This is a genomic window from Brevibacillus sp. HB1.2, from assembly GCF_013332495.1.
Taxonomy (GTDB): Bacteria; Bacillota; Bacilli; order Brevibacillales; family Brevibacillaceae; genus Brevibacillus; species Brevibacillus porteri.
In genome coordinates, this window is the sequence record NZ_JABMIU010000020.1 from 1 (window position 1) to 22,897 (window position 22,897).

General features: G+C 44.8%; 24 protein-coding genes. 18 read left to right on the top strand and 6 right to left on the bottom strand.

What is annotated here, in order from left to right:
- Positions 1-238 precede the first annotated feature (238 nt).
- The 5 genes from HPY28_RS27245 to HPY28_RS27265 all read left to right on the top strand — a co-directional run bounded on the left by HPY28_RS27245 (position 239) and on the right by HPY28_RS27265 (position 3,238).
- Complete coding sequence (locus tag HPY28_RS27245; RefSeq protein WP_174231791.1) at positions 239-481, top strand: CxxH/CxxC protein; 243 nt, start codon at positions 239-241, stop codon at positions 479-481.
- Positions 482-485: 4 nt separating this feature from the next.
- Positions 486-965: a 23S rRNA (pseudouridine(1915)-N(3))-methyltransferase RlmH gene (gene rlmH / locus HPY28_RS27250; protein ID WP_017246805.1), complete on the top strand. Its 480-nt coding sequence runs from the start codon at positions 486-488 to the stop codon at positions 963-965.
- A 185-nt stretch (positions 966-1,150) separates the two neighbouring features.
- On the top strand, positions 1,151-2,047 hold the full coding sequence (locus HPY28_RS27255) for a helix-turn-helix transcriptional regulator (RefSeq protein WP_244521796.1): 897 nt from the start codon (positions 1,151-1,153) through the stop codon (positions 2,045-2,047).
- Positions 2,048-2,126: 79 nt separating this feature from the next.
- Positions 2,127-2,975, top strand: a complete 849-nt coding sequence (locus HPY28_RS27260; protein WP_174231792.1) for a DUF2785 domain-containing protein — start codon at positions 2,127-2,129, stop codon at positions 2,973-2,975.
- A complete protein-coding gene (locus HPY28_RS27265) occupies positions 2,975-3,238 on the top strand; it encodes an imm68 putative immunity domain-containing protein (protein WP_371813553.1) in 264 nt (87 codons plus the stop codon). Before HPY28_RS27260 ends, HPY28_RS27265 begins: the two co-directional genes overlap by 1 nt.
- A gap of 167 nt (positions 3,239-3,405) precedes the next feature.
- Here HPY28_RS27265 and HPY28_RS27270 read toward each other — a convergent pair whose 3' ends face one another.
- Positions 3,406-4,449 carry a zinc-binding alcohol dehydrogenase family protein gene (locus tag HPY28_RS27270; RefSeq protein ID WP_017246801.1) on the bottom strand — a complete coding sequence of 348 codons (1,044 nt, stop codon included), beginning with the start codon at positions 4,447-4,449 and terminating at the stop codon, positions 3,406-3,408.
- Positions 4,450-4,574: 125 nt separating this feature from the next.
- Here HPY28_RS27270 and HPY28_RS27275 point away from each other — a divergent pair, with 125 nt between their 5' ends.
- From HPY28_RS27275 to HPY28_RS27295, 5 genes are all read left to right on the top strand, one after another.
- Positions 4,575-4,952 (top strand): winged helix-turn-helix transcriptional regulator, encoded by a 378-nt coding sequence (locus HPY28_RS27275; protein WP_017246800.1) that lies wholly within the window; start codon positions 4,575-4,577, stop codon positions 4,950-4,952.
- 443 nt (positions 4,953-5,395) lie between these two features.
- Positions 5,396-6,223, top strand: coding sequence for a helix-turn-helix transcriptional regulator (locus HPY28_RS27280; protein ID WP_174231793.1), 828 nt, complete (start codon positions 5,396-5,398; stop codon positions 6,221-6,223).
- Between the two features lie 88 nt (positions 6,224-6,311).
- Complete coding sequence (locus HPY28_RS27285; RefSeq protein WP_017246798.1) at positions 6,312-7,295, top strand: ABC transporter substrate-binding protein; 984 nt, start codon at positions 6,312-6,314, stop codon at positions 7,293-7,295.
- A 33-nt stretch (positions 7,296-7,328) separates the two neighbouring features.
- On the top strand, positions 7,329-7,667 hold the full coding sequence (locus HPY28_RS27290) for a cupin domain-containing protein (protein ID WP_017246797.1): 339 nt from the start codon (positions 7,329-7,331) through the stop codon (positions 7,665-7,667).
- Between the two features lie 101 nt (positions 7,668-7,768).
- Complete coding sequence (locus HPY28_RS27295) at positions 7,769-8,503, top strand: hypothetical protein (protein ID WP_174226356.1); 735 nt, start codon at positions 7,769-7,771, stop codon at positions 8,501-8,503.
- A 128-nt stretch (positions 8,504-8,631) separates the two neighbouring features.
- Here HPY28_RS27295 and HPY28_RS27300 read toward each other — a convergent pair whose 3' ends face one another.
- Both HPY28_RS27300 and HPY28_RS27305 read right to left on the bottom strand, forming a co-directional pair.
- The gene (locus HPY28_RS27300) at positions 8,632-9,006 is read right to left on the bottom strand and encodes a hypothetical protein (protein ID WP_174231794.1); all 375 of its coding nucleotides are present in this window, start codon (positions 9,004-9,006) and stop codon (positions 8,632-8,634) included.
- A gap of 186 nt (positions 9,007-9,192) precedes the next feature.
- Positions 9,193-9,384, bottom strand: a complete 192-nt coding sequence (locus HPY28_RS27305) for a hypothetical protein (protein ID WP_174231795.1) — start codon at positions 9,382-9,384, stop codon at positions 9,193-9,195.
- Between the two features lie 375 nt (positions 9,385-9,759).
- Between HPY28_RS27305 and HPY28_RS27310 the strand changes: the two genes are divergently transcribed.
- The 3 genes from HPY28_RS27310 (at position 9,760) to HPY28_RS27320 (ending at position 12,769) form a co-directional block, all read left to right on the top strand.
- Positions 9,760-10,428, top strand: a complete 669-nt coding sequence (locus HPY28_RS27310) for a YdeI/OmpD-associated family protein (protein ID WP_174231796.1) — start codon at positions 9,760-9,762, stop codon at positions 10,426-10,428.
- 360 nt (positions 10,429-10,788) lie between these two features.
- Positions 10,789-11,880 (top strand): BC_2427 family protein, encoded by a 1,092-nt coding sequence (locus HPY28_RS27315; protein ID WP_174231797.1) that lies wholly within the window; start codon positions 10,789-10,791, stop codon positions 11,878-11,880.
- A gap of 139 nt (positions 11,881-12,019) precedes the next feature.
- Complete coding sequence (locus tag HPY28_RS27320) at positions 12,020-12,769, top strand: CsxC family protein (RefSeq protein WP_017246791.1); 750 nt, start codon at positions 12,020-12,022, stop codon at positions 12,767-12,769.
- 59 nt (positions 12,770-12,828) lie between these two features.
- Here the strand turns inward: HPY28_RS27320 and HPY28_RS27325 are convergent, their stop codons facing one another.
- Positions 12,829-13,764 (bottom strand): YndJ family transporter, encoded by a 936-nt coding sequence (locus HPY28_RS27325; RefSeq protein ID WP_174231798.1) that lies wholly within the window; start codon positions 13,762-13,764, stop codon positions 12,829-12,831.
- 269 nt (positions 13,765-14,033) lie between these two features.
- Between HPY28_RS27325 and HPY28_RS27330 the strand changes: the two genes are divergently transcribed.
- From HPY28_RS27330 to cysI, 4 genes are all read left to right on the top strand, one after another.
- Entirely contained in the window at positions 14,034-15,404 is a 1,371-nt protein-coding gene (locus HPY28_RS27330; RefSeq protein WP_174231799.1) for an FAD-binding oxidoreductase, read from the top strand.
- A 200-nt stretch (positions 15,405-15,604) separates the two neighbouring features.
- Entirely contained in the window at positions 15,605-16,441 is an 837-nt protein-coding gene (locus HPY28_RS27335) for a class I SAM-dependent methyltransferase (RefSeq protein ID WP_483297555.1), read from the top strand.
- A 204-nt stretch (positions 16,442-16,645) separates the two neighbouring features.
- Positions 16,646-18,472 (top strand): assimilatory sulfite reductase (NADPH) flavoprotein subunit, encoded by a 1,827-nt coding sequence (locus tag HPY28_RS27340; protein ID WP_174231800.1) that lies wholly within the window; start codon positions 16,646-16,648, stop codon positions 18,470-18,472.
- Positions 18,473-18,505: 33 nt separating this feature from the next.
- Entirely contained in the window at positions 18,506-20,227 is a 1,722-nt protein-coding gene (gene cysI, locus HPY28_RS27345) for an assimilatory sulfite reductase (NADPH) hemoprotein subunit (protein WP_174231801.1), read from the top strand.
- Positions 20,228-20,280: 53 nt separating this feature from the next.
- Here cysI and HPY28_RS27350 read toward each other — a convergent pair whose 3' ends face one another.
- Positions 20,281-21,660 carry an SMI1/KNR4 family protein gene (locus HPY28_RS27350; protein ID WP_174231802.1) on the bottom strand — a complete coding sequence of 460 codons (1,380 nt, stop codon included), beginning with the start codon at positions 21,658-21,660 and terminating at the stop codon, positions 20,281-20,283.
- Between the two features lie 183 nt (positions 21,661-21,843).
- Between HPY28_RS27350 and HPY28_RS27355 the strand changes: the two genes are divergently transcribed.
- A complete protein-coding gene (locus HPY28_RS27355; RefSeq protein ID WP_174231803.1) occupies positions 21,844-22,290 on the top strand; it encodes a DMP19 family protein in 447 nt (148 codons plus the stop codon).
- Between the two features lie 32 nt (positions 22,291-22,322).
- Here HPY28_RS27355 and HPY28_RS27360 read toward each other — a convergent pair whose 3' ends face one another.
- Positions 22,323-22,871 (bottom strand): hypothetical protein, encoded by a 549-nt coding sequence (locus HPY28_RS27360; protein WP_174231804.1) that lies wholly within the window; start codon positions 22,869-22,871, stop codon positions 22,323-22,325.
- Positions 22,872-22,897: the final 26 nt, after the last annotated feature.

Sequence of the window (22,897 nt, forward strand, 5' to 3'; positions counted from 1 at the left end):
AGGCAGGTTTCTTTTTTTCCATTGCGCTTCGGTTGGTATCCCAAAGACTTTCGCCGTTTTCTTCTTTTTTCTCTCTACAGCTTTTAACTGTCGGTCGAAGCTTTAAAAATAAAAGCTATAAATACTGAAACTTATGTGTGCAAACTCATAGAGGCCTTTTTGCCTGATTCATTTGTTTTGTTGCGGTTCTGGGGTAGAATAGGAAGCGACATTATTGAACGGAAAAGAGGTATTTGATATGGACATGAAGATGAAAAACATTCAAATAGAAGGCAAAGAAGTTGAGCTGTTGGCTGAATATCCGGTGCGGTTTGCTTGCATGGAGCATTTGGAGCAGGAGTTGGATGATTACGTTAATGATTTTGAGGCGGCGCCGGATACGTATGCAGCACAGGCGATTGAGGGCGATGGAGTAGACAAGCGTTGTCGGGAATGTGGAGAGCCTGGGCAGATCGCGCTTTTGAAAGAGAAGGGAATGTAGGATCATGCAAATTTCGATTATCACGGTAGGGAAGCTGAAGGAGAAATATTTGCGTGAGGGCATTGATGAATACAGCAAACGTCTGTCTGCTTACTGCAAGCTGCAAGTGATCGAGGTCAATGATGAAAAGGCGCCGGAAGAGATGAGTGCGGCGGAGATGGAGCAGGTGAAGCGCAAGGAAGGCGAGCGTATCCTGGCGCAGATCAAGCAGGATCAGTATGTGATTGCGCTGGCGATTGATGGGCAAATGTGGTCATCGGAGAAGCTGTCTGCGGAGATGGACAAGCTGGCTTTGCATGGGCGCAGTCAGGTGGCGTTCGTGATTGGCGGGTCGTTGGGGTTGTCCGATCAGGTATTGAAGCGGGCGGATGCGTTGCTGTCGTTTTCGAAGATGACGTTTCCGCATCAGTTGGTGCGGTTGGTGCTGTTGGAGCAGGTTTATCGGGCTTTTCGGATTAGTCGGGGGGAGCCTTATCACAAATAGTGGTAAAGCAGCGGATCGAGCTAGAAGTACAGTTGAATCAGATAAGAAAGTACTATTTACTTGAGAAAAGAACAAAATGACCGGAGGGGGCAGGGAAGACTCCGTTCGGTCTTGTAAAAAAGAATAAGAGAGGATACGTTGCAAATCAACGTAATAGATAAATGCGCGTAGATCGATTACTATCCATGTTACTCATTATCTCAAAAAAAGGTACGGTTACAGGTAAAGAGCTTGCGGAACATTTTGAGGTGTCCATACGAACAATTTACAGAGATATAGAAAAGTTAGGTGAAGCAGGTATCCCAATCGCATCCATTGGTGGTAAAGGTGGGGGCTATTACATTATGGAAGACTATAATGTGGACAATCTTTTTTTAAACAAAGATGAAGCTTCTACTTTCATGGCGATAATGAATAATCTAAGTTTTCTATTTGGGAAAAACACAACGTTTCATGATATTGTTTTAAAGATCGAGAATACGCTTAAACAAGAAAAGAATACAAGCAAGTTAGACATTAATCTGTCTCATTTCAGTATGGAAAATGAATTAAAGGAATACCTGCTTCTATTAAACAATGCTATTGAGAAAAATAAGCTAGTGGTATTCGAATATATCAACAGAAGTATGGAATATTTCGAAAGAACAGTAGAACCGTTTCAAATTACATTTTCCGCCGGTCAATGGTATTTGGTGGGCTTTTGCAAAGAAAGAAATGACTACAGAAGGTTCAAGCTAGTACGGATCAAGAATTTGAAAATGGGTGAGAACTTCGAAAAAAAGGATATCCCAAATGAAGAAATCCAAGAAATAATTGAGAATAGCTATCTTACGCGAGGCATAACCGTTACCTTAAAATTTGCTCATAAAATGGGAGAGCAATTAACTGAGTATTTTCAAAAAGAGAAAATAACTAAAACACATAACAATCAATATATCGTTGTGGATCAATTTCCATATGAGGAGGGATTACTGAAATTTATTTTAAGCTTTGGTAAGGAATGCGAGATAGTGGAGCCCTGTTATTTGAGAAATGAATTACAAGAATATATAAAAACAATATTGCTACCATACAATGACTGACATATAGGTGTCAGTCATTGTGTTTTATAGTAGGGGTGTAAGTAGTCCGGAAATAGCATATATGCAAGGGGATGAGATAGTGAGCAATACAAGGATGAAACTCATGATAGACCTGCAAAGAATTGAGAAGGAACATTACCAGCTTCGTGAAGGTGAGCGGACACAGGATTTTTTAACTCTAATGCTGCAATTTATCGGGGATCCTCAACCGGAATTACGGGATGAACTGATCTATCCGACACTGTATAAATGGATTTATGAAGAGAATCGGTTTACGGAAACGGAATTGAGCACACTTCTGGCAATTCTGACCGATGAGCATCATTTGTTCTATCATATTGGTAGCGAAGGTGACCAGTCTGTATTTACAAGAACGTTCTCTGTTCTGCCAGTAGCTTTAATAGTACGGCGTCACAGCAAGAAGCCTTTTCTGGATTATGCTGAATACCAGAATCTTAAGCATTCACTGCTCCGCTATTATAAGGAGGAAAAGGATCTGCGCGGCTATCTGCCTGAAGGAGGCTGGGCTCATAGTGCGTCACACGGTGCGGATGCTTTGCTGGAGCTGGTCAAGTGCCCGGAGAGCGATACAGCGGTACAGCTTGAAGTACTTGCTGCTATTGAGGGGATGCTCCATAACGGGAAACAAATTTTTAGCGATGAGGATGATGAGCGGATCGCCAGTATCGTGGATACCATGATGGAAAAGGGTCTGCTTCCACAGCAGGAGATCGCTGACTGGATAAGCGGTTTGACAAAATGCGTCGACTGGCCGAGAAGCTACGTTCAGACAATCGCCCGTGTGAACAGTAAAAATCTTTTGCGTAGTCTATATTTCAGAAGAGGACAGGGCAGCCGCGGAAATGTTCTTGCCGCTGTCATACTTGCTGCAGAGACGAAATTGAACAAGTTTGCGACTGGAAGATAGTGAATTCATCCTTTCCGAAAGCAGCTTTTTTGCAAAAAAATGCTAACGGCACGTTTCGAGTAGAACTTAATATGGCCTGCTCAGCTCTAATCGATCTTTCAGCCATTGTGTTGGAGTCTCATAAATCAGGTTATGTCGATTTGCATGATTTGGATGAGGATAGGCAGCCGTACGAATTAGCCGAGCTTGTTCCGGCCGATGAAATGAGAGAGCTTGCGGAAAAGGCAAAAATGATCGCAGATGAGCTCGCACCGTTAAGCTAAGCCGTATCACAACTAAAGGCAAGTTTTTACAGAAGTCTGGGGAGAATTTGTCTCGCCAGCACATACCGTTGTACTCAAAAAGGCCCCGTATTAGCAAGGGGCCTTTGAGTTGTTTATTCACATCAGCACATTTTGGAACCAACCATACCTACTTCGCCTTCATAGTATCAGAAGTTTTCTAAAACAATTTTTCCAATGGTCCGTCCAGACTCCAACTTCTCATGCGCGAAACGTAGGTTTGCTGCATTGATGGGCTCTAGTCGTTCAGTCAGCGTAGTTTTTATTTTTCCATCATCGATTAAGTCCGCCAGTTCATTCAACAATTCGTGTTGTTTGATCATGTCATTGGTATGAAACAAGGACCGTGTAAACATGAACTCCCATACAAACGTTACACTTTTAGAAAACAGCAAGTCCATTTTCAAGCTCCCTGTCCAGGTAGCTTTATTTGTAGGAACGATAGAGCAAATTTTACCTTGGGGGACAATGACTTCCGCCATATTTTCAAGATGTTGAACAGTATCATTCAAGCAAAGGATATAATCTACGGTGTCAATACCAACTTCCTTGAGTTGAGGGTGAAAAGGTTCGTTGTGGTTTATGATAAAATCTGCACCGAGACTGTTGACCCATTGAATTGACTCTGGACGTGAAGCAGTACCGATGACGGTCAACCCTGCTAATTTTGCAAGTTGAATAGCAATCGATCCTACTCCTCCAGCTGCACCGATAATCAGTATGCTTTTGTTTTCATCTGTATTTACGCTAATTCCTAAACGATCAAATAGGCCCTCCCATGCAGTTATCGAGGTAAGCGGTAATGCGGCGGCGGCAGCGAAATCCAAACTTCGCGGCATATTCCCCACAATTCGTTCATCAACTAAGTGAAATTCACTGTTACTACCTGGTCGAGACACACTGCCCGCATAATAGATCTTGTCCCCAGGTTTAAACAATTGGCAGTCAGGACCAACTTGTTCTACGATTCCAGCGGCATCCCAACCAAGAATTTTCGGTGAATCGGCTTCGTAGTTATGTACTTCGCGGACGCCTACATCTGCAGGGTTGACGGAGATTGCTTTTACACGTACAAGCAAATCACGGCCTGTAGGTTCCGGTTTATCCAAGTGCAGATCAATAAGGCTTTCCGGATTGGATATGGGGAGGTAACGGTAAGCACCGACAGCTTTCATCTTTTGGTGAGTATTCATGGGTATCCATCCTCTCAAATAGGAAATGTTGTACAGTTGCATTGTAAATCGATTCAATTACTTTAAGTAAGTACGCATATTTTTATGGTATAGTATTAAAAATCAAACCATTGGGGGATAAGCTGATGGGAGACCGAAGAAAGAAATATGGAGTAAGTCCAGATATGCAAGCATGTCCGGTTGAAACAACGCTGGATGTTATTGGTGGAAAGTGGAAGGGGATCATTCTCTATCAGCTCCTGAATGGAACGAAAAGATTCAATGAATTCAGGCGGCTCAATCCGGGAATCACGCAGTTTATGCTCACATTGCAGTTAAGAGAGCTTGAACGGGATGGCATCATTCATCGCGAAATATATAAAGAGGTTCCTCCAAGAGTGGAATACTCCCTTACTGATTTCGGAAGGACTCTGGAACCGGTCATTATGTCAATGAAAGCATGGGGCGAGTCTTATAAAGTGCGGCTTAATGAAAATCCAACGATACAAGGGGAGGAGAGTTAAAGGAAAGTTGGGTAACAAGGCGGCGGGTACAGGGCCATAGCTGCATTCCGCAAAGGATGGCCTTAAAAACTTGCTGTTACGGACAGCGCGGAGAGCCTTATCATAAGTGATGGCGAAAAATTTGTGAGAAGAAGGGTGTAGAGGTGTGATGGAGGAAGGTGCTATAGAAATAGGCTTACGATCGGGACGGGTGTCGTCCGGCGACGAAACCACAACACAGACCAAGGAAGATCTTGTTACTTCTTGTGATCCTCACTCCCCTATTTTTGAAAACATCCTGACCTGATGCCGCTACCCGGCGGTTTGAACACTAGCCGGGTAGCGGCATTTTTATTATTCATATAGATTGACAATGATAATCGTTATCAATAATGTGAAAATAGGATGTACAACGATCCATCTCAGGATTACCGGCAAACTACTATTGAAATGAGGTATGCAATATGAAAATCGACGTTGATCAGTTAGCAGAGCATTTTGCACACATTCCTTTCCAAGTAGAAGGAATATATCGATATGCTAGAAATCCAGGTGTGCCTTACGCTGACTATACAGATTCCTTTCCTGGATTTGTGTTTCCACTTACAGGGAAGGTACAATTTCAATTTAATGGCACGCCTTATATCCTTTCGCCAGGAAAAGTTGTGCATGGCGGTGCAAAAATGAAACTAGCTCAAAAAATGTTTGGTAACACCAACTGGGAGTATATCCTTGTTTTATACCGGATATGTAATTCAGAACTAGAAGGGTCAAGCTTTTCTCATCAGCATTTTGAATTATCAACAGGACAATCCCCTCGTCTGATTGAATTAATCATGCGTCTTTGGCATGTGTATAATCAGCGTGGAGGCCTTTCGATGTTTCAGACCGAAATGCTGTTTCGCGATGTACTGAATGAAGCCTTATTATGTGTTGTTAATAGGCAAAATAGCTGTGAATCACATGCTTTATTCGAACGGGTATCTACTTATATTCATGAATACTATTATCAAAGCCTTACAATAGCATCGCTTGCAGAACAATATAACGTTAATCGAAATCGACTTTCTTACGTATTTAGAAGACATGCAGGGATGGGACCAGCAGAATATTTATTAAAATATCGTATAAAGATGGCGCAAAATATGCTATTTACAAGTGATGTGCCCGTACAGCAAATTGCGCAAACTGTTGGAATTGCTGACCCCTTTTATTTTAGTAGAGTGTTCAAGAAACATTTTGGTATCTCTCCTACTGAATATCGAGAGAAGTTCATCAATAATCCATGCTAATTTCAACAGGCATCCATTTTAAACCAAAAGTGACTTAACTATACTGATGGTAAGCCAAAGAAAACATCATGTAGCGGAGGAATTGCGTATGCACAAGATGAAAGGCTTGCTAATCCCCATGCTATTATTAGCAGGCATGCTAGCAGGTTGTAATGAAACACCTGCTGAAAATAAAGGATCAACTACAGAAAGTACATCTACATCAGCAGTTAAGGCAGATGCACCTGATTGGCCAAGAACATTTAAGGATGCGTTAGGTAAAGAAATTGTTATCAAGCACAAACCAGAAAAATTGGCTGCATTATGGTATTTTTATCCTGAAATATTAGTTGCATTAGGTGAGCCTCCTGCTGCTTCTACTGATAAAGAGTATCTATCTTCTTTATCTTATTTAAGTGGAAAGCTGGATTCAGCTGAAGAATTAGGAGACAAATTGTCCCCTAGTATCGAGAAAATTTTATCTATTGAGCCTGATTATATTTTAGCAACAGAACAACATGAAAAAATGTATGATTCACTAGAAAAAGTTGCGCCAGTCATTACGTTAAAGTCCAAGGACATCTATGAAAATTGGCAATATGGGCTTCGTACAGTAGCCGAGATTATTGGGAAAGAAGACGAAGCGGAACAAGTCATTAATAAAATGATGAAAGAAATTACAACTGGGCGTGAAGCATTAAAGTCGATTCAAGGAGAGTCAGTAGCTCTTATTTTGTCTTGGGACGGAAAAACTTTTAATGTTCTAGGTGAAGGAAATCCTGTCTATACACTTGCGTTTGAGAAAGAAAAGGGACTGGGGCTTACACCAGATGATACATTTAAAGGTACGAATAATAAATTTACGACGTTTGAAGGGATTTCAACTGTTCAAGCAGACCACATTTTCCTTATAGGTGACATTACAAAAAAGGAAATATTAATGAATGACTTAAAGCAAAGTAAGGTATGGAATAATCTGAATGCCGTGAAGAAAGGCAATGTCTATTTAATGGATACTTCCGCTATTACTGGTGGCCCATTAGCTATCGAATACGCTTTGCAAAATATAACAAATGCCTTGCGTAAGCTCTAAATTATGCAGGTTAAAAAATAAGGAGGGATTAATATGCATTACCAAGCTATCAATCTGAATGAGGAGCTATCTACATTCACCGATCTCTGGTCTCCGAAAGTCATTGCTGAAATGAATGACTATCAATTTAAGCTCGTTAAGATTGCTGGGGATTTTATATGGCATGAGCATCAAGGTACGGATAAGGTATTTATGGTACTCGAAGGAGAGATGTTCATTGATTTTCGTGATGGTCGGGTGAAAATTTCCAAGGGTGAGATGTTTATTGTCCCGGGGGGAGCCGAGCAGAAGCCCTTCGCCGAAAAGGAATGCCATATCATGTTGGTGGAGCCTAGAAGCGTAGTAAACACTGGCGGTACTGAGTCTGAATAACAGCAGTCAATAATACTTGGATCGATCCAGTGTTTGTTACTAGTACGAACTCAATGTATGAGAAAATGGTTCACGTAAGAGAAATAAACAGAAGGTGACAAGTGGAGTTGAAGCAAATGGAACAAGAGCTCGTTGCCTTAACATGCGGGGTATGCAAAGGCGTATCAGAGCGCATAAGGATGGAAAGTGAGCTGTTTGATATTGCTGGCTTCGAAAATGATATTATGGAATGGTCAGATTCTGAAAACGAAGTTCCTCCGTTGGATGAGCGACATTGGCTGCGTTCTGATCGCCCGCCTGAGCAAGGTCAGGTTAGAACGGTGAAGGTTTCCCATCCTTTCCATATGAGGATTGGAGAACCCTTTTGGATCATGTACACTCCGGTACTCTCCAGTTTTAATGGATGGGATTCGCATCCCGAAGAGATTGAACAATCTTCTTTTGTACAGTGTTCCATTGAGCGTGTCATTGAGCGGAATGAGTTTACAGCTTGGTTGTGCATAAAGATTTTAGATGTATGGATGATTAAGGATTACAACGAGAGATTTCCAGAAAGAGATGGGAGCACAGGTTATTTAGAAGGTTTTGAGATGTTCGGAGATCCTTACATATTCAACTACAGGAACTGGCTATTTATCAGTGCTGGTGCACAGGGAGATCTCGGCGAATGGGGACTCGTAAAACAATTAAATAGTCAGTACCATATGCTCGTATATGGAGATTGGGGCTTTCATAAGAATAATGCTTATGGAGGAAACATCCTGCTGCCTAAGGATCGGATCGATGGATGGATCAAGCAAGCGATGGAGAATAATCGTTATGAAACGATAGAGTAGTAAAATGAGAGCGTGAAAGAGGATTCATGGAAAGCATATGAATGTATCATTGCTTGGGGTAAAGAAATAATGATTGAATAGTAAAGGAAGGAGCTGACCGCCACAGCCCCTTCCTTATTTTTTCATTTTCATTCACATATACTGGAATTCGGGAATTTTCCTTGCAGATAGGAATCCCACAGGCTATTGATAAATTCAATATTAATCTTGTTTTCAAACGCTTTGGAAATGAGACCAAAGTCGTCCGACGCATACCCTGCCAGATCTGAATTCTGGGTTATCCGAAATGTTTGCTTGAACACAAATTCCCTAATTTCTTTGATCACGGTATTTTCAGAGGGGGCAATTTCATCAACTTTTTTGTAACTAGAACTCCATGCCGTATCAAATTCATCAGCATCCCTAGCGTCTAATTCAGCGTCCCAATCAACATCTTTATGGAAGACATTCTCTAAAAAACTGTCATTATTGATTAGCGAAAGTATCTCACTCGCTGTTTTCAACGGAACCAGCCCCCTTCCATAATATACTAATGGGAATCACTTAGTAGCACAATGGGATGTAGGCTTTGTGTCTATAAAATCAAAAAGGCTAACTTTCCGCAGTACCTTAGCACCGGAATCGTCAGCCTATCGTGCAGATTACCCTACACCATCATTTTCTAACAAGGAATAAAAATTATCTCGGTCTTAGTCATCAAATGAGCCAAGTGTCCGTATCCTAACAAATTCATGTCCGCCATACATGTCAATTTCCTCACCGTACCTATTGAAGAGCGCGATCATATTGCCATCCTGATTCAACTCCATATACCCGTAACATTCTGCTTCAGGCGCTTCACCGTAAAAGAGCGTATATTTGATCTTGATCACTTTGTGCATACAGATCCTCCTTTACTGTCTTTCGTATTAGCTTTGAATTTATACAGTATCCTCCATAAAATGTCAACTGATAAGTCTCCACGTGATAACGGCGGAGAAGTTACCTTATATGGGGGCCAGATCAATTCACAAATGGTTGTTGAAGCTCTGCCTTATCGAAGAGGCGGAGCTTTTTTTATGTGTCTTTTTTATAGAAACGACCAGTTGGAGAAAAGCCTGTTGCCTCCATTCATGTAGTTTTTAACTTTAGCGGTATAATAGTAGAACGGAAACACAGAACACATGAAGAGAAACTCTGCGAAAGCTTTACATATGTGGAAAGTAAGGTAGGCTTGGCTCCGAGCCGTACCAAGAAATCAAAGGGGAAGATCCATCATGTCGAAAACAATCGTTGAGAAGCTGAACCTGCAAAAATATCAAAAAACGGCTGTCTTACATACACCGGAGGGTGAGGAGAGCTTAGCGGTTCTTAAAGAAGCGGACCATGAGTTGAAAGACGTACAATATGAGATGATTTTTGCTTTCGTACTGGATATGAAGTCCTTGCAGGAGCTGATGAAGAAGGTAATCGACCATAGCTATTTATTGGAGGGAGGGCTTCTATACGTTGCTTATCCCAAGAAAGGGAATAAAGTCTATCCGACTTATATCCATCGGGATGAATTATTCGATGGATTAGGAGCAGACGAAGATGGCTATATCGGGACAAGCACGATCAAATTTAATCGAATGGTCGGCATGAATGAGGTATTTACGGTTGTCGGGTTTAAAAATGAGAAAAAGAAGGCGGCAAAAGCTTCATCTAAGCCGAGTCAATGCGTCGATGATTATATAGACTTTGTGCCGAAAATAGAAGAGGATTTGCGTCATGCGCCAAAAGAGCTCGCTTTTTACCAATCTCTCACGCCTGGGTACCGAAAGGATTGGGCTCGGTATGTATATAGTGCCGTACAAGAGGGGACACGGGCAAAGCGCCGAGCTGAAATGATGGCGATCTTGGCTGCGGGCTTTAAAAGCATCGATCTCTATCGCCGGAGTAAATGAGGCGCTGTTTGAAGTTGTGAGGAGACCTCCATAGAATGAAATACAAGAAGAGCCCGCGTCGAGCGTGGGCTCTTTGTTGTTTGAATGAACCGAGGCGACCTTACCGGGGAAGCAGCCGCCACAGTTCTTACCTTCCCGAACCGCGGACAGGGCGAGGAAAATACGGTCTCCAGCATACAGGGTCTTCCAAGCGAATCTCGTGCCACTTAAGAGGAATTAGGAGTCAGCCTTTAAAACGGTTGATCGGAGAGCTCTTATATAAGAATACATCTTCAATATATATATTAGCCTAAGGGCAAAAACACTATTACAGCATATATTAATATAACGATGATTTTCTTTATTTGGGAGTGAAATATTGTGAAAACTCCATGGATAAATTATGCGAAGATGGGGCAGATCAGTTTAAAACAAAAGAATAGTAAAAACACTAAGGTACCGCCAAAAAAAGAAATCCGTCTCAAAAAAAATAAAAAGAATGATGGCAAACAGCTAACGGATGTGAAAAATCGCAGAGCTGGAAACTATCATTATTGTCATATAGCTGAGAATTTTGATTGTAACCACAACTCTCAAGATGATGAGTTTTCTGTTTCTGATAATGTTATGGAAGTGAAGGATTCCAAAGATATTGAGCAAGTTTCTCAGAGTGAGCAAGTCGATGAACCGACTAATGATCCGCAAATCGAATCGCCTAAACGTGGAAGAATCTATTCGCTAACAAACAAAAGCCCATTCTCGACTATTGTAAAAATTAAAGATTTTCTTCATCCCCCCATTTTTGGCGGTATAGATCAAAATACAATTGAATTTATAGACTTAAATAATAAACAACAGCCTCAATTAGATACAAAGCTAGTCAATAGTACAGCTCATTATCAGGAGGAGATTTTTGGTCGTTTAATTCATTCTAAAATTTCTGGAAGTATATTTTTAACTACTACTGTTCATGCGTGTAATATGAATAAACAAGATAATCTTTATCATACTTTTGCAGCTCCCATTCATGACTCGCCAGATACAATTTCAGCAGAAACAAATCATATATCCTGTCCTACTCATCATTTCATAAATATCAGGGTACCAGTTATAGTTGGAGAATATAAGGTTGAAATACCTCTAGATGAGGATATTATGTTTGAAGAAGAGATACTGGGTATTAAAGGAATCTCAAATGAGGTAATCCTTAAAGAGTGCAGATTGGTTCCTACTCAATTTCATCCATCATTAGGGGAAGGAACAAGGAAAGCCCGGGAAGGAGATTTATTCCTGGAGGGGTATATCCATCAAAATATCGAGTATTCTGTCGCGGACAAAACAAATGGTACTACAGTTCAAAAAGAGTCAGTATTGAATTTTTATCAATTACATCAAAAAATTGCAGTAGAATTAATTGTTCACATACTACAAATTCAACCGGTTCGAATCAGTTGTGATGGCACTAAAATGTAGGAAATAACGGAATCAAACACCGACTCAAGTAAAATGGGTATGTTGTCTAAGAGAATTGCCCTTACTTAAAAAGGAATGCGGAATATAGTGATATCGAGTTTAAAAAACTCAAATTGAAAATTGGAGTTGATTTCCAATTATGAGCAATGTCAATCCAAATCAAGTGACCCCCGCATGTCCAGTGTTTTCGACAGAACAAAATCCATTAACCGTCGAACCAACCACGATCATTTCTCAAGCAGCTTTACCAACCATTAAAGTTCCAGTTGTACTTGTAGAGCCAACACTTCAAATCGTTGTAGAAGCAAATATTCCACTTAACCCACCAGCAACCGAGATTAAGAGAGTGGTTAAACATGTATTTCTCAATCAGGTTAAACTTGTTCCTGTCGCATTTCAGCGTATTGGTACTACTGACTTTTTCAATGTTACAAGAGCCAAGTTATTTGTAGCAGGATTCATTCGTAAAAATATTGAATATGCTACTGCTGCATGTACTGGAGCACTTCAAGATACAATTGCGGATGTTTCTTTCACAGGTTTTGCTGACATCAGAACATTTTTAACAAGGCCCATTATTGGTGTCTCTGAGGCGAGTAAAGCATTTTTCCTCAATGAGAATGATGGCCAGATTCCACGTTTGGATAAAAATTTCTTCCAAAATCTCGTTAAATACAACGAACAACCATTTGGTGAGTTGGTAGCTGCCAACTTCTATGAACTTGATTTTTCACCGGTTACAGCAACACCTGAAGGAACGTTTACTAGCCTGACTGAAAAAATTGTCTTAGATCTAACTGTAAAAGTGTTACAAACACAACAGTTATTAATTACAGCTACACAACAAATTACAGTTCCTCCTGCAGGTACAGTTGGTTGTGACGAATAGGTTTTTATCTAAGAAGGTTATTCCCCATCGGCCAAACGGTCGGGGGGAATGACCTTTTTTCATTTTCGTAAATTAAGAGAATCTATCATATACACCCATCCAATCAGCCCACATAAAACAAAACCAAACGCATGCAGCGATCCGTAAATCGGAATGAAATCGTGTATGGTTAAAGAAAACATGTTCTTCAATAACGGATAGCAAATGGAAACTACAACAATCGTGTAAAAGGAAATGCAAGAAAGGACTAAAAAGAAGTTGGACTTATTGAGCAAAGAACCTCTTTTCAAGTAACCAAGCAGATAAGTCGTGTAAATCGCAATATTACAGGCGAACAAGGTGACGCCAATATACTCAATCGGCTTCGAGAAAATAATACCGATAGCGATAAGAATAGGTCCAATGATATCGACAGCAACCACCCAAGGATACCAGCTTTTCTTCGTCATAACCCGTCCCAGTAGACCGATAAAAATCGGTACAATGGCAGATGAGAAATGAAAGTGGAGTGAACTCAGGGCGTGCGTTGCGGGCTTAGCCTGGAAGAGGTCAAACTGATACTGATAGAGGGTGAACCAAATGCCCCCGATAAAAAAGTAAACGAGCCCCGCGCCAATCGCGATTTCCTCTGTTCTTCCCTTGCGATTCATAATAATGGTCAGGCCATAGATGCCGAGCAGGAATGTGAACAGTAGCCACCCGAGCGAGAGGGTCCCCGGTATTGCTGTGCTTCCCAGCCCCCACGTCTTGCTGCCCATTACAGAGGCTAAGGCGAGAAGCGCTGCGGGAAATTGAAGTAGCTTGATAGCAGCAAAAATACCCCGTTGATGTTTATTCTTTTCGTCATAGCGCAAAACTACAATCACAAGAGGAACAATGACGAAAGCCGCAAACATGAGAAATTTTTCAACAAGGTTAAATTGGAAGTAATCCAGATAAAAGATCAGGATGGTTATGATTCCACCGGGAATCGTCCGTACTATCAATGGTTTCATCACTTGCCCCCAAGAAGCCATTCATGGATATTCATATAATTGGTTGCTTATAGTAGTGTAACACATTTTGTGAGGGCTATTCTGTTCACGAATCGCATACTAGATTTGCTCCCAATTTATTGGAGGAATGCGAGAAAGGTGCTGCGGCGCCTTCTTTTCTTTCAGAATAACTTGGGTGTAAGGCATGTGCCGTTACCAGGTCTAGTGTCCCCACATAGGAATAAGCAGATGAGAAAAGCTTACTCCATGAACGAGGTGGGTGACATTCGATGGCACAAAAACGGAAAAAAGCAGGTACACGTTTGACCGGTAGAATTGTGTTGCCGGGCAACCCGTCTTACAATGCGGCCAGAATGGAGTTCAACAGGCGCTTTTCCAAGTTTCCAAGGGTCATCGTTTTTTGCAGACGAACGCAGGATGTGATCAACGCAGTCAAATGGGCTCGTGAGCGGGGTGTACGGCTGCGAGCGCGTAGCGGGCGGCACAGCTATGAAGGCTTTTCTGCTGAAAATGGCGGGATTATCATCGATGTGAGCGAGATGAATAAGGTGAAGGTGGATCGCAAGAATATGGTGGCTCATGTACAGACAGGCAATCCGCTTGCCCGCGTGTACAGGAAGCTGTGGAATGAGCGTGTGGCACTCCCGGCTGGGACTGCACCCGACGTGGGAGTTGGGGGGCTTACCCTTGGCGGCGGGATTGGACTCTTGTCCCGCAAGTATGGCCTTACCTGCGATAACCTGAAACAGGTGAAGATGGTCGTAGCATCGGGACGGCTTGGGGCGAAGACGATCGTGGCAAATAAGAAGAAGCATTCCGATCTGCTCTGGGCATCACGAGGTGGTGGGGGAGGGAACTTTGGCATTGCTACAGACTTTACGTTTCGGGTACGGCCTATCCAGGATGTCTCCATCTACAGCATTACCTGGAAATGGCGCGATCTGAAGAAGGTATTCCCGACTTGGCAGCGCTGGGCACCGTCTGTCACGAACCGCTTAACTTCAACCATCGAGGTGGCTTCCAAGCAAGTGGGTACCATCGTGTCTACCGGGCAATTACTAGGCGGTGCAAAGGAGCTGCGGCGATTGATCAGACCTTTGCTACAAGCAGGAACTCCGGTGAAGGTGATGGTGCGGACAGTGCCTTTTATCGAAGCAACCAGATTTTTTGCCGAAGCGGACCTGAATCTGGAGCCGAAGTTTAAAATAACCGGGGCTTTCGGATTTCAGCCTTTGCCTCGTGAAGGAGTACGGTTCATCCGCAATTTCCTGTCCAAAGCCCCCAACAGGCATTCTACCGTATGGTGTCAAAGTTTGGGTGGTGCAGGAAGCGCGGTGAGCCGAGTCTCCCCAACCGCAACGGCTTATCCTCATCGGAAGGCAGAGACGATCTATGAGCTGTCGGCGCGATGGAGGAACGACAGCGAGCAGCAACGAAATATCCAGTGGGTGAAAAGGTTCCGCAGAGCGCTACGTCCCTTCGTTGTTGGGGATTATGTGAACTTTCCTGATTTACAGATCAAGAACTGGCCTGAGGCGTATTATGGTGTGAACTTTGCCAGATTAAAGCGAGTGAAACGAAAGTACGATCCGCATAATGTGTTTCGTTTTGCCCAGAGTATTCCAGTGGGTAGCAGGTAAGCAAATCAACAAGGGAGCATGCCGCGGCGTACTCCTTTTTCAATTTTTTCGCCGATAGGCGGCAGGTTTTTGGAGGAGGGTGGTCTAGAGGTATTGAATTGCTATTTGGCAGGATTGTTCTATTAAATTGGAGCATATTAAAATCGGACATTTTGTATTTAATAGGAGAGACAGCAGCCATGCATGATAAGGAAAATACGGTGCCAGACCACACGGCGGTACGGGTCGCGTTGTGGCGGGCATTACATGTACAGAGCGATTCACCACCGCATGTGCTAGAAGACGAGATCGGTCTGCGACTGGCGGTCCCGGAAGACGAATGGCGCCAACGCCCTGACATGGACCCAGAGAGTACGAGCGGATTCCGAGCATCTATCGTGGCCCGTGCTCGTTTTATAGAGGATTTGGTCACCGAAAAGCTCGATCACGGCGTCACGCAGTACGTCATCCTCGGAGCTGGCCTCGACACTTTTGCTCAGCGCCGACCGGAGATCGCCTCCCAGATGCGAATTTTCGAGGTTGACCAGCCAGACACGCAGAGCTGGAAGAGGCAACGTCTTCTCGAGCTTGGCTTTGGCATCCCCGAGTGGCATCGACTTGTGCCTGTTGACTTCGAAGCAGGCTGGTCTTGGTGGGAGCAGCTGAAGGTCGCTGGCTTTGACGCTAGCCAACCAGCTGTAGTGGCATCCACTGGCGTCACTCAGTACCTCACCACGGATGCGATTGTGGCAACGTTGCGTCAAGTAGCGACGCTTGCTCCAGGCTCCACGCTGGCCATGACGTTCTTGCTCCCCTTTAACGTCACAAAAACCGAGAAGCGACCTGAGGTTGAAGAGGCGGAGAAGGGAGCGCGAGCAAGCGGCACGCCTTTTATCAGCTTCTTCACACCGCCGGAGATGTTGGCACTGGCCCGCGAGGCTGGTTTCCGAGAAGTCCAGCATGTATCCTCGGCAGAACTTAACCAGCGCTACTTCGGCGGCCGCACCGATGGTCTTTCGCTGCCAAGCGGCGAGGAATTCCTGGTAGCCACTACATAGAGTTGAGACTCATAAGAATTTGAGTGAAGAAAACCCCGGTTCTTTATCTTAGGATCGGGGTTCTCAGTTTTCCAATGATTAGTAAAGCTTATGATCATAATAATGAATTCCAATTGCTCGGGTTCTACTTACTGTGGTAGCTTAAAGTAAATAATCATATAAGAATACTCGGAATTGATTTTTTCTCTTGTGAGGTGCATATCGTTGGTACTTAAGGTGACAGACAGTCCTTTCAGTCAGGAACAAGTAGAGCTCCTAAATCGGTTGCTGCCCACGCTTTCGGAGGTGCAAAAGGTTTGGCTGAGCGGGTATCTTGCAGCTCTTCACAAAGTGGAGGCACCGATGGCCGCTGGGTTTCAAGCCGCTTCAGCTGCGAATGGGGCAGTCATTTCCAAAGAGGTGACAGTGCTTTTCGGATCTCAGTCCGGAAACAGCCAAAAGTTGGCCAAGGTGCTGACCGGAAAGCTTCAGGAGCACGGCTTCCATGCAACTCTTTCCTCCATGAGCGACTTCAAGACGAATGCGTTGAAAAAGGTTGAAAATCTGCTTGTTGTGGTAAGCACACACGGGGATGGTGAACCACCGGACAATTCCATCTCCTTCCATGAATTCCTGCACAGCAAAAGAGCGCCGCAATTGGTGGGCCTGCGGTTTTCCGTGCTGGCATTAGGCGACACCTCTTATGAATTATTCTGCCAAACTGGCAAAGAGTTCGATAAGCGGTTAGAAGAGCTAGGAGGCAAGCGTCTTACTCCCCGGGTCGATTGCGATGTGGATTACGACGAGCAAGCCTCTGAATGGATGAATCAGGTCCTGGCTTCTCTCAGTGAAACTTCGGCAACCCAGGTTGCTGCTGCAAGCGCGATCGTCGGCGGTGCAGTGATCGGGACTGGGTCACAAACCGAATATTCTCGGTCGAATCCGTTTCAGGCTGTGGTCTTGGAGAGCTTGAATCTGAACGGACGCGGATCAGATAAGGAAACCCGCCACTTGGAAATCTCCCTTGAGGGTTCCAATCTCGAGTATGAACCGGGTGACTGTTTGGGGATCTATCCCAAAAATCATCCTGACCTTGTCCGTGAGCTGATTGACACGATGGGTTGGAAGGCGGAAGAGCTCGTTCCCATTCATAAAAACGGGGAAGAGCGCACGCTGGAAGAGGCCTTGTCCAGCCATTTTGAAATTACGGTTCTCACCAAGCCTCTCTTGGAACAAGCAGTAAAGCTATCATCAGGAAACGGGTTGCAGGAACTGCTTGCGGAAGGGCGAGAGCAAGAGCTTCGCGATTATGTTCGAAATCGGGATTTGCTGGACCTGGTGGAGGATTACGATTTTAAAGGCGTGCCTTCCAAAGAATTTGTCTCCATACTTAGAAAGCTGCCGCCGCGACTCTATTCGATCTCAAGCAGCTTAAAGTCCTACCCAGACGAAGTTCATCTGACAATTCGCAATGTTCACTATCAAGCTCGTGGCCGAGATCGTTACGGCGTTTGTTCGAGCTATATCGCGGATCGTTTGGAGACGGGTGATACGCTGCCAGTATTTGTACAGCATAACCCCAACTTTAAGCTCCCGGTTAACCCGGACGCCCCGCTGATCATGATTGGTCCCGGCACGGGTGTCGCTCCATTCCGTGCCTTCCTGGGAGAACGGGAGGAGCTTGGGGCGACGGGCAAGACATGGCTTTTCTTTGGTGACCAGCATTTCTCCACAGATTTTCTCTATCAGCTCGAATGGCAGCGTTGGCTCAAAAAAGGCGTACTAACGCACTTGGATGTCGCGTTCTCTCGAGATACAAGCGAAAAAGTGTATGTTCAGCACCGGATGCTTGAGAAGAGCAAGGAGCTCTATCAATGGCTACAAGATGGGGCGCATGTATACGTATGCGGAGACGAGAAAAAGATGGCGCACGATGTTCACGCAGCGATGGTCACCATTCTCCAACAAGAGGGTGGACTCCATTCAGAGGAAGCTGTTGCGTATTTGAAGCGGATGCAGCAGGAAAAACGCTATCAGCGAGATGTCTACTGATTTTTGAGAAAGAATGAGAGGGGAGATGAAACCATGTCAGAAAATCATTTGCTTTCGCCAAACAGTGCTCCTCACAGCGATGTAGAAGACATTAAACGCAAAAGCGATTACTTGCGGGGGAGCCTGGTGGAAACACTGGAAGACAAAATTACAGGGTCCATCCCTGAGGATGATAACCGCCTGATGAAATTCCATGGCAGCTACATGCAGGATGACAGGGATCTTCGTAACGAACGGAGCAAACAGAAGCTGGAGCCGGCCTATCAATTCATGGTGCGCGTGCGTGCCGCTGGTGGCGTTGTCACACCAGAGCAATGGCTCATGATGGACGATATCGCCCAGCAGTTTGCCAATGGAACGATTCGCCTGACGACTCGTCAGTCTTTCCAACTGCATGGCGTGATCAAGTGGAATATGAAGCAGGTGATTCAAGAAGTAAACGAAGCCTTGCTTAGTACACTGGCTGCTTGTGGGGACGTCAACCGCAACGTCATGTGCAACCCGAATCCTTACCAGTCGGAAGTTCATCAAGAGGTTTACGAATGGGCAAAAAAAATAAGCAATCATCTCGATCCCCGTACCCGCGCCTATCATGAAATCTGGCTGGATGAAGAAAAGGTTGTCGACAGTCGGGATGGGGAAGAGCAAGAACCGATCTATGGGCCTGTTTATTTACCACGCAAGTTTAAGATCGGCATCGCCGTACCGCCTGCCAACGATGTGGACGTTTTTTCTCAGGACTTGGGCTTTATCGCTATTCATGAGGACGGTCGACTGCTGGGCTTCAACGTTGCGGTCGGAGGCGGAATGGGAATGACCCACGGCGATCCAAAAACGTATCCGCAGGTGGCGCGGGTGATCGGCTTCGTCACACCGGAACAAGTCTTGGATGTCGCCGAGAAAACGGTCATGATCCAGAGAGACTACGGAGATCGCGCGGTGCGGAAGCACGCTCGATTCAAATATACAATCGACGACCGCGGTATCGAATGGTTTATCCATGAACTGGAGCAACGACTAGGCTGGGAGCTGGAGAAGGCACGCTCCTATCACTTCGAGCATAATGGCGATCGCTATGGCTGGGTGAAAGGGAGTGACGATAACTGGCATTTTACCCTTTTCATTCAGAATGGCCGTGTAAAAGACGAGGACAACTATCTCCTGAAGTCCGGCTTGCGGGAGATTTCCAAGGTGCATACAGGGGATTTCCGCCTGACGCCGAATCAAAATCTCCTCATTGGAAATGTCACCAGTGAAAAGAAGCCGGAAATCGAACAGATCATTCAAGCATACGGGCTCACCGATGGAACTTCCTATTCTGCACTGCGGAGAAACTCCATGGCTTGTGTTTCGTTGCCGACTTGCGGACTCGCGATGGCTGAAGCGGAGCGTTATTTGCCTACACTGCTGGATGAGGTCGAGCTGATCTTGGATGAGGCGGGTTTGCGCGATGAGGAGATCGTCATTCGCATGACAGGATGCCCAAATGGATGCGCAAGACCTGCACTCGCAGAAATTTCTTTTATTGGGAAGGCTGTCGGTAAATACAACATGTATTTGGGCGGTGGTTTCTCCGGCAATCGATTGAACAAGCTGTATCGTGAAAACATCGGAGAAGCAGAAATATTGAATGAACTACGGCCAATTTTAAATCGGTATGCGAAGGAACGTGAGGATGGCGAGCACTTCGGAGATTTCGTTATTCGGGCAGGGTATGTGAAAGAAGTCAGATCGGGACTCGATTTTCATGAGTAGTGTGGCTGCGAAGAGAAGACCATCCCGTTAAGGATGGTCTTTACCTTTGTCTTTTAGGCTTCTCGCAGCTGCTGAATCACTTCCGCTGCGAACTGATCTGTAAACCGGATATGCCCATTTTCCTGTACAATCTGCCCTTCCTTCTTGCGACGGTCCAGCCATTCGCTAATCCATCCCGGGGCATAGCCGCCTTGACCGAATTCTCCACCAAAGGCGATCATTTTCTCATAGACAGCCAGGTACTGTTCGCGAGTGGTATCGGGATATGACTTTATGTATAGCCAAAATTGCACATCGTACATCAGATACGAGAGTTCATCCGCATGAAAAGAAAAATAGCCTTTTTCCTCTACAATCCGTGTACAAATGCTGCGTATTTTTTGATCGATTTGTTCCACTTCCGATACTGGCGTGCACAGCTCCTCTAGCAAGGAAGAAAACTTCCCGTGGGCCACTTTATAGAGAGCGGCTTCCTTATCCTCCTCGGAGGTATCGTATTCTTCTTCGCTCACCAAGCCTCTGATAAACGCCTCGAAATTTTCAGCCAGGAACGTAATCTCATAATCGCTTTCCTGATCGACGTGAATGACTTCGGGTTCACCATCTCTCCCGCATGCCCGGTAATCCAGCATGACTACGTCGTGACCTGCTGAAGGACAATCGCAGATGACGACTCCAATGTCGGGATATCCCCAATCCTCAATCATAAATGGACTGCCAAGATCCCCGCAAAGCGAATAACTTTTCTCACGGCCAATGCCGAGAATACCACTAATGGCAATGTGATCCTCAGCCCAGGAGGTAGGGTCCTCTGTTGGAAAGCAGGTGTTCTTTGGAATTCCGCCATTCTGCTGATTCATTAGTGCAAGATAGGAGGCAGGGAGCTTGTATCCCAGCTCTTCCTCGATCGATGCGATCAGTTCATCCGTGGGTGGCTCGGATAGATAGGACTTTTTCGCGTACTCGCTGTCGTCCCAAAAGTCTTCAAGCGACATGTTCGAAAAAGGAACTTCCTCCGATCCTGAACCCTCAACAGCAGCAGCTCTTTTGGCAGCCATCCGAAGCTCTTGTCTTTGCTGCTTTTCCGCTTTTTGCAAGCTCCATTTTAACCATGATTCGGTATTCTGGTTACCGGTTTCTAACTTGTCTGAGGTACGGAATGATTGTGCGGCCTCTTCATATCGTTTCAAATGATAGAGGGCGAAACCTACCCGAAAGTGCCAGACTGGGTCTTGCTGACCTGCTTCAGCAATATTCTCCAATTGGTTGAGTGCTTCTTCATAATGCCCCAAGTTGTTATAAGCTCTGCCCAGTCGGCTGATTGCCTCATAGTCTCGTTCCTCCTCGGGGAGGCTTAACAGCGAGTCCACAATTTGCTGGTGTTCGTCTTCTTCATGCCAGCGATCCAACTGTTCGATAAGTGCCTGATCCATGGTAGCCTCCTAAACGATTCTTTTTCTTAGAAAATTTCCGGTGCTTAAGGGTTATTTCGACGCCAGCCACGCGAAGCTACTCCCATCTACCAAACAATTATGTATTCATATAAGATTAATTTATTTCGTGTCGTTTGTGCACTGCTAATCTAGAAGGGGTTAAACATTAAGGGGGCGTACAAGTTGAGTAAGATGGATATCCATGACGTATGGTTCGATTATGCCGCAGCCTTTGTGCAGAAAAAGAATGCTTCGGGCTGGAACACACTGACCTCACAGGAACAAGAGATTGCCGCCATATGGTTGTTGGAAGCTGATGTATATAACGGCGGGTTTTTGCAGTTTTTTTGCAACTGGGGAGAAGAGGCATATATCTACGCGGTACGGGCCTTACAAGCCATCGGGGCAGTCCATGCACTCGAAATCGTCCAGTCGGGATATGCCTGCATCGAGCATTTATCGGAAGACAACCGCCTCACCCAACTCTGGGATATTCCGCAGTTCCTTACCGAGGAAGAGGCAGAGCGGCTGGATAAGCTTGATCAGAGCTTCTGGGAAGACCTAGATCGCATTGCAGAAGTAGCACATCGATATTATGTACAGCAGTTGGGAATACCCACCCCATCATAAGGTGACGGGGACTATCAAGGAGAATCCGACACCTATTCGTCAGCACTGGCCTCTTCTGTCTGAAGCATAAGCAGCAGCTCTTGAATATCGGGAGCGAGCTTATCATTCCCTTCCATAATTGCGGTGAAAACGGGAATGGCATCCTTTAGCAGCGAATAACTGAAAGAAAAATAGCTGAAAAATGCTTCCTGCTCATAACCCCGCGGCTCCTCTTCTTCCCACCATAATTCATCGTCTTCCTCGTCCTCTGGCCATAAGTACTTTTCGTCCAAGAGCTCGTTCATGGACTCAATCGCATTTTGTGAATCCATTTCGTCCACGTTTATAGCCGAAGCTACAGCCAAGTACAACTGAATTTCCTGCGAAGAGACCTGCTCTGGTTTTTGTTTGGCAAGCTCCTTCAGGAGAATCAGCAACACCCACGGCGTCGTCTGCCACAAGGTGCTTTGGTGCTCGATCAGACTGGCCAATTCCTCATATTGCCTGGTCTCTATAAGCCGCGGAATGTCTGTCCCTCTTCCATAGGCTGTCGTCAAACGCTGCCACGGAATGTTGTTTGTCAGGTGGGTCAAAGAGTTCATCTCCATCTCTCCTTAGACATGAGATT

Coding starts and splice junctions, on each gene's coding strand:
- HPY28_RS27280 (WP_174231793.1), top strand. CDS start 5,396: ATGAAAATCGACGTTGATCAGTTAGCAGAGCATTTTGCACACATTCCT.
- HPY28_RS27245 (WP_174231791.1), top strand. CDS start 239: ATGGACATGAAGATGAAAAACATTCAAATAGAAGGCAAAGAAGTTGAG.
- HPY28_RS27310 (WP_174231796.1), top strand. CDS start 9,760: ATGTCGAAAACAATCGTTGAGAAGCTGAACCTGCAAAAATATCAAAAA.
- rlmH (WP_017246805.1), top strand. CDS start 486: ATGCAAATTTCGATTATCACGGTAGGGAAGCTGAAGGAGAAATATTTG.
- HPY28_RS27350 (WP_174231802.1), bottom strand. CDS start 21,660: ATGGATCAGGCACTTATCGAACAGTTGGATCGCTGGCATGAAGAAGAC.
- HPY28_RS27270 (WP_017246801.1), bottom strand. CDS start 4,449: ATGAATACTCACCAAAAGATGAAAGCTGTCGGTGCTTACCGTTACCTC.
- HPY28_RS27325 (WP_174231798.1), bottom strand. CDS start 13,764: ATGAAACCATTGATAGTACGGACGATTCCCGGTGGAATCATAACCATC.
- HPY28_RS27360 (WP_174231804.1), bottom strand. CDS start 22,871: ATGAACTCTTTGACCCACCTGACAAACAACATTCCGTGGCAGCGTTTG.
- HPY28_RS27275 (WP_017246800.1), top strand. CDS start 4,575: ATGGGAGACCGAAGAAAGAAATATGGAGTAAGTCCAGATATGCAAGCA.
- HPY28_RS27285 (WP_017246798.1), top strand. CDS start 6,312: ATGCACAAGATGAAAGGCTTGCTAATCCCCATGCTATTATTAGCAGGC.
- HPY28_RS27290 (WP_017246797.1), top strand. CDS start 7,329: ATGCATTACCAAGCTATCAATCTGAATGAGGAGCTATCTACATTCACC.
- HPY28_RS27305 (WP_174231795.1), bottom strand. CDS start 9,384: ATGCACAAAGTGATCAAGATCAAATATACGCTCTTTTACGGTGAAGCG.
- HPY28_RS27255 (WP_244521796.1), top strand. CDS start 1,151: ATGTTACTCATTATCTCAAAAAAAGGTACGGTTACAGGTAAAGAGCTT.
- HPY28_RS27330 (WP_174231799.1), top strand. CDS start 14,034: ATGGCACAAAAACGGAAAAAAGCAGGTACACGTTTGACCGGTAGAATT.
- HPY28_RS27320 (WP_017246791.1), top strand. CDS start 12,020: ATGAGCAATGTCAATCCAAATCAAGTGACCCCCGCATGTCCAGTGTTT.
- cysI (WP_174231801.1), top strand. CDS start 18,506: ATGTCAGAAAATCATTTGCTTTCGCCAAACAGTGCTCCTCACAGCGAT.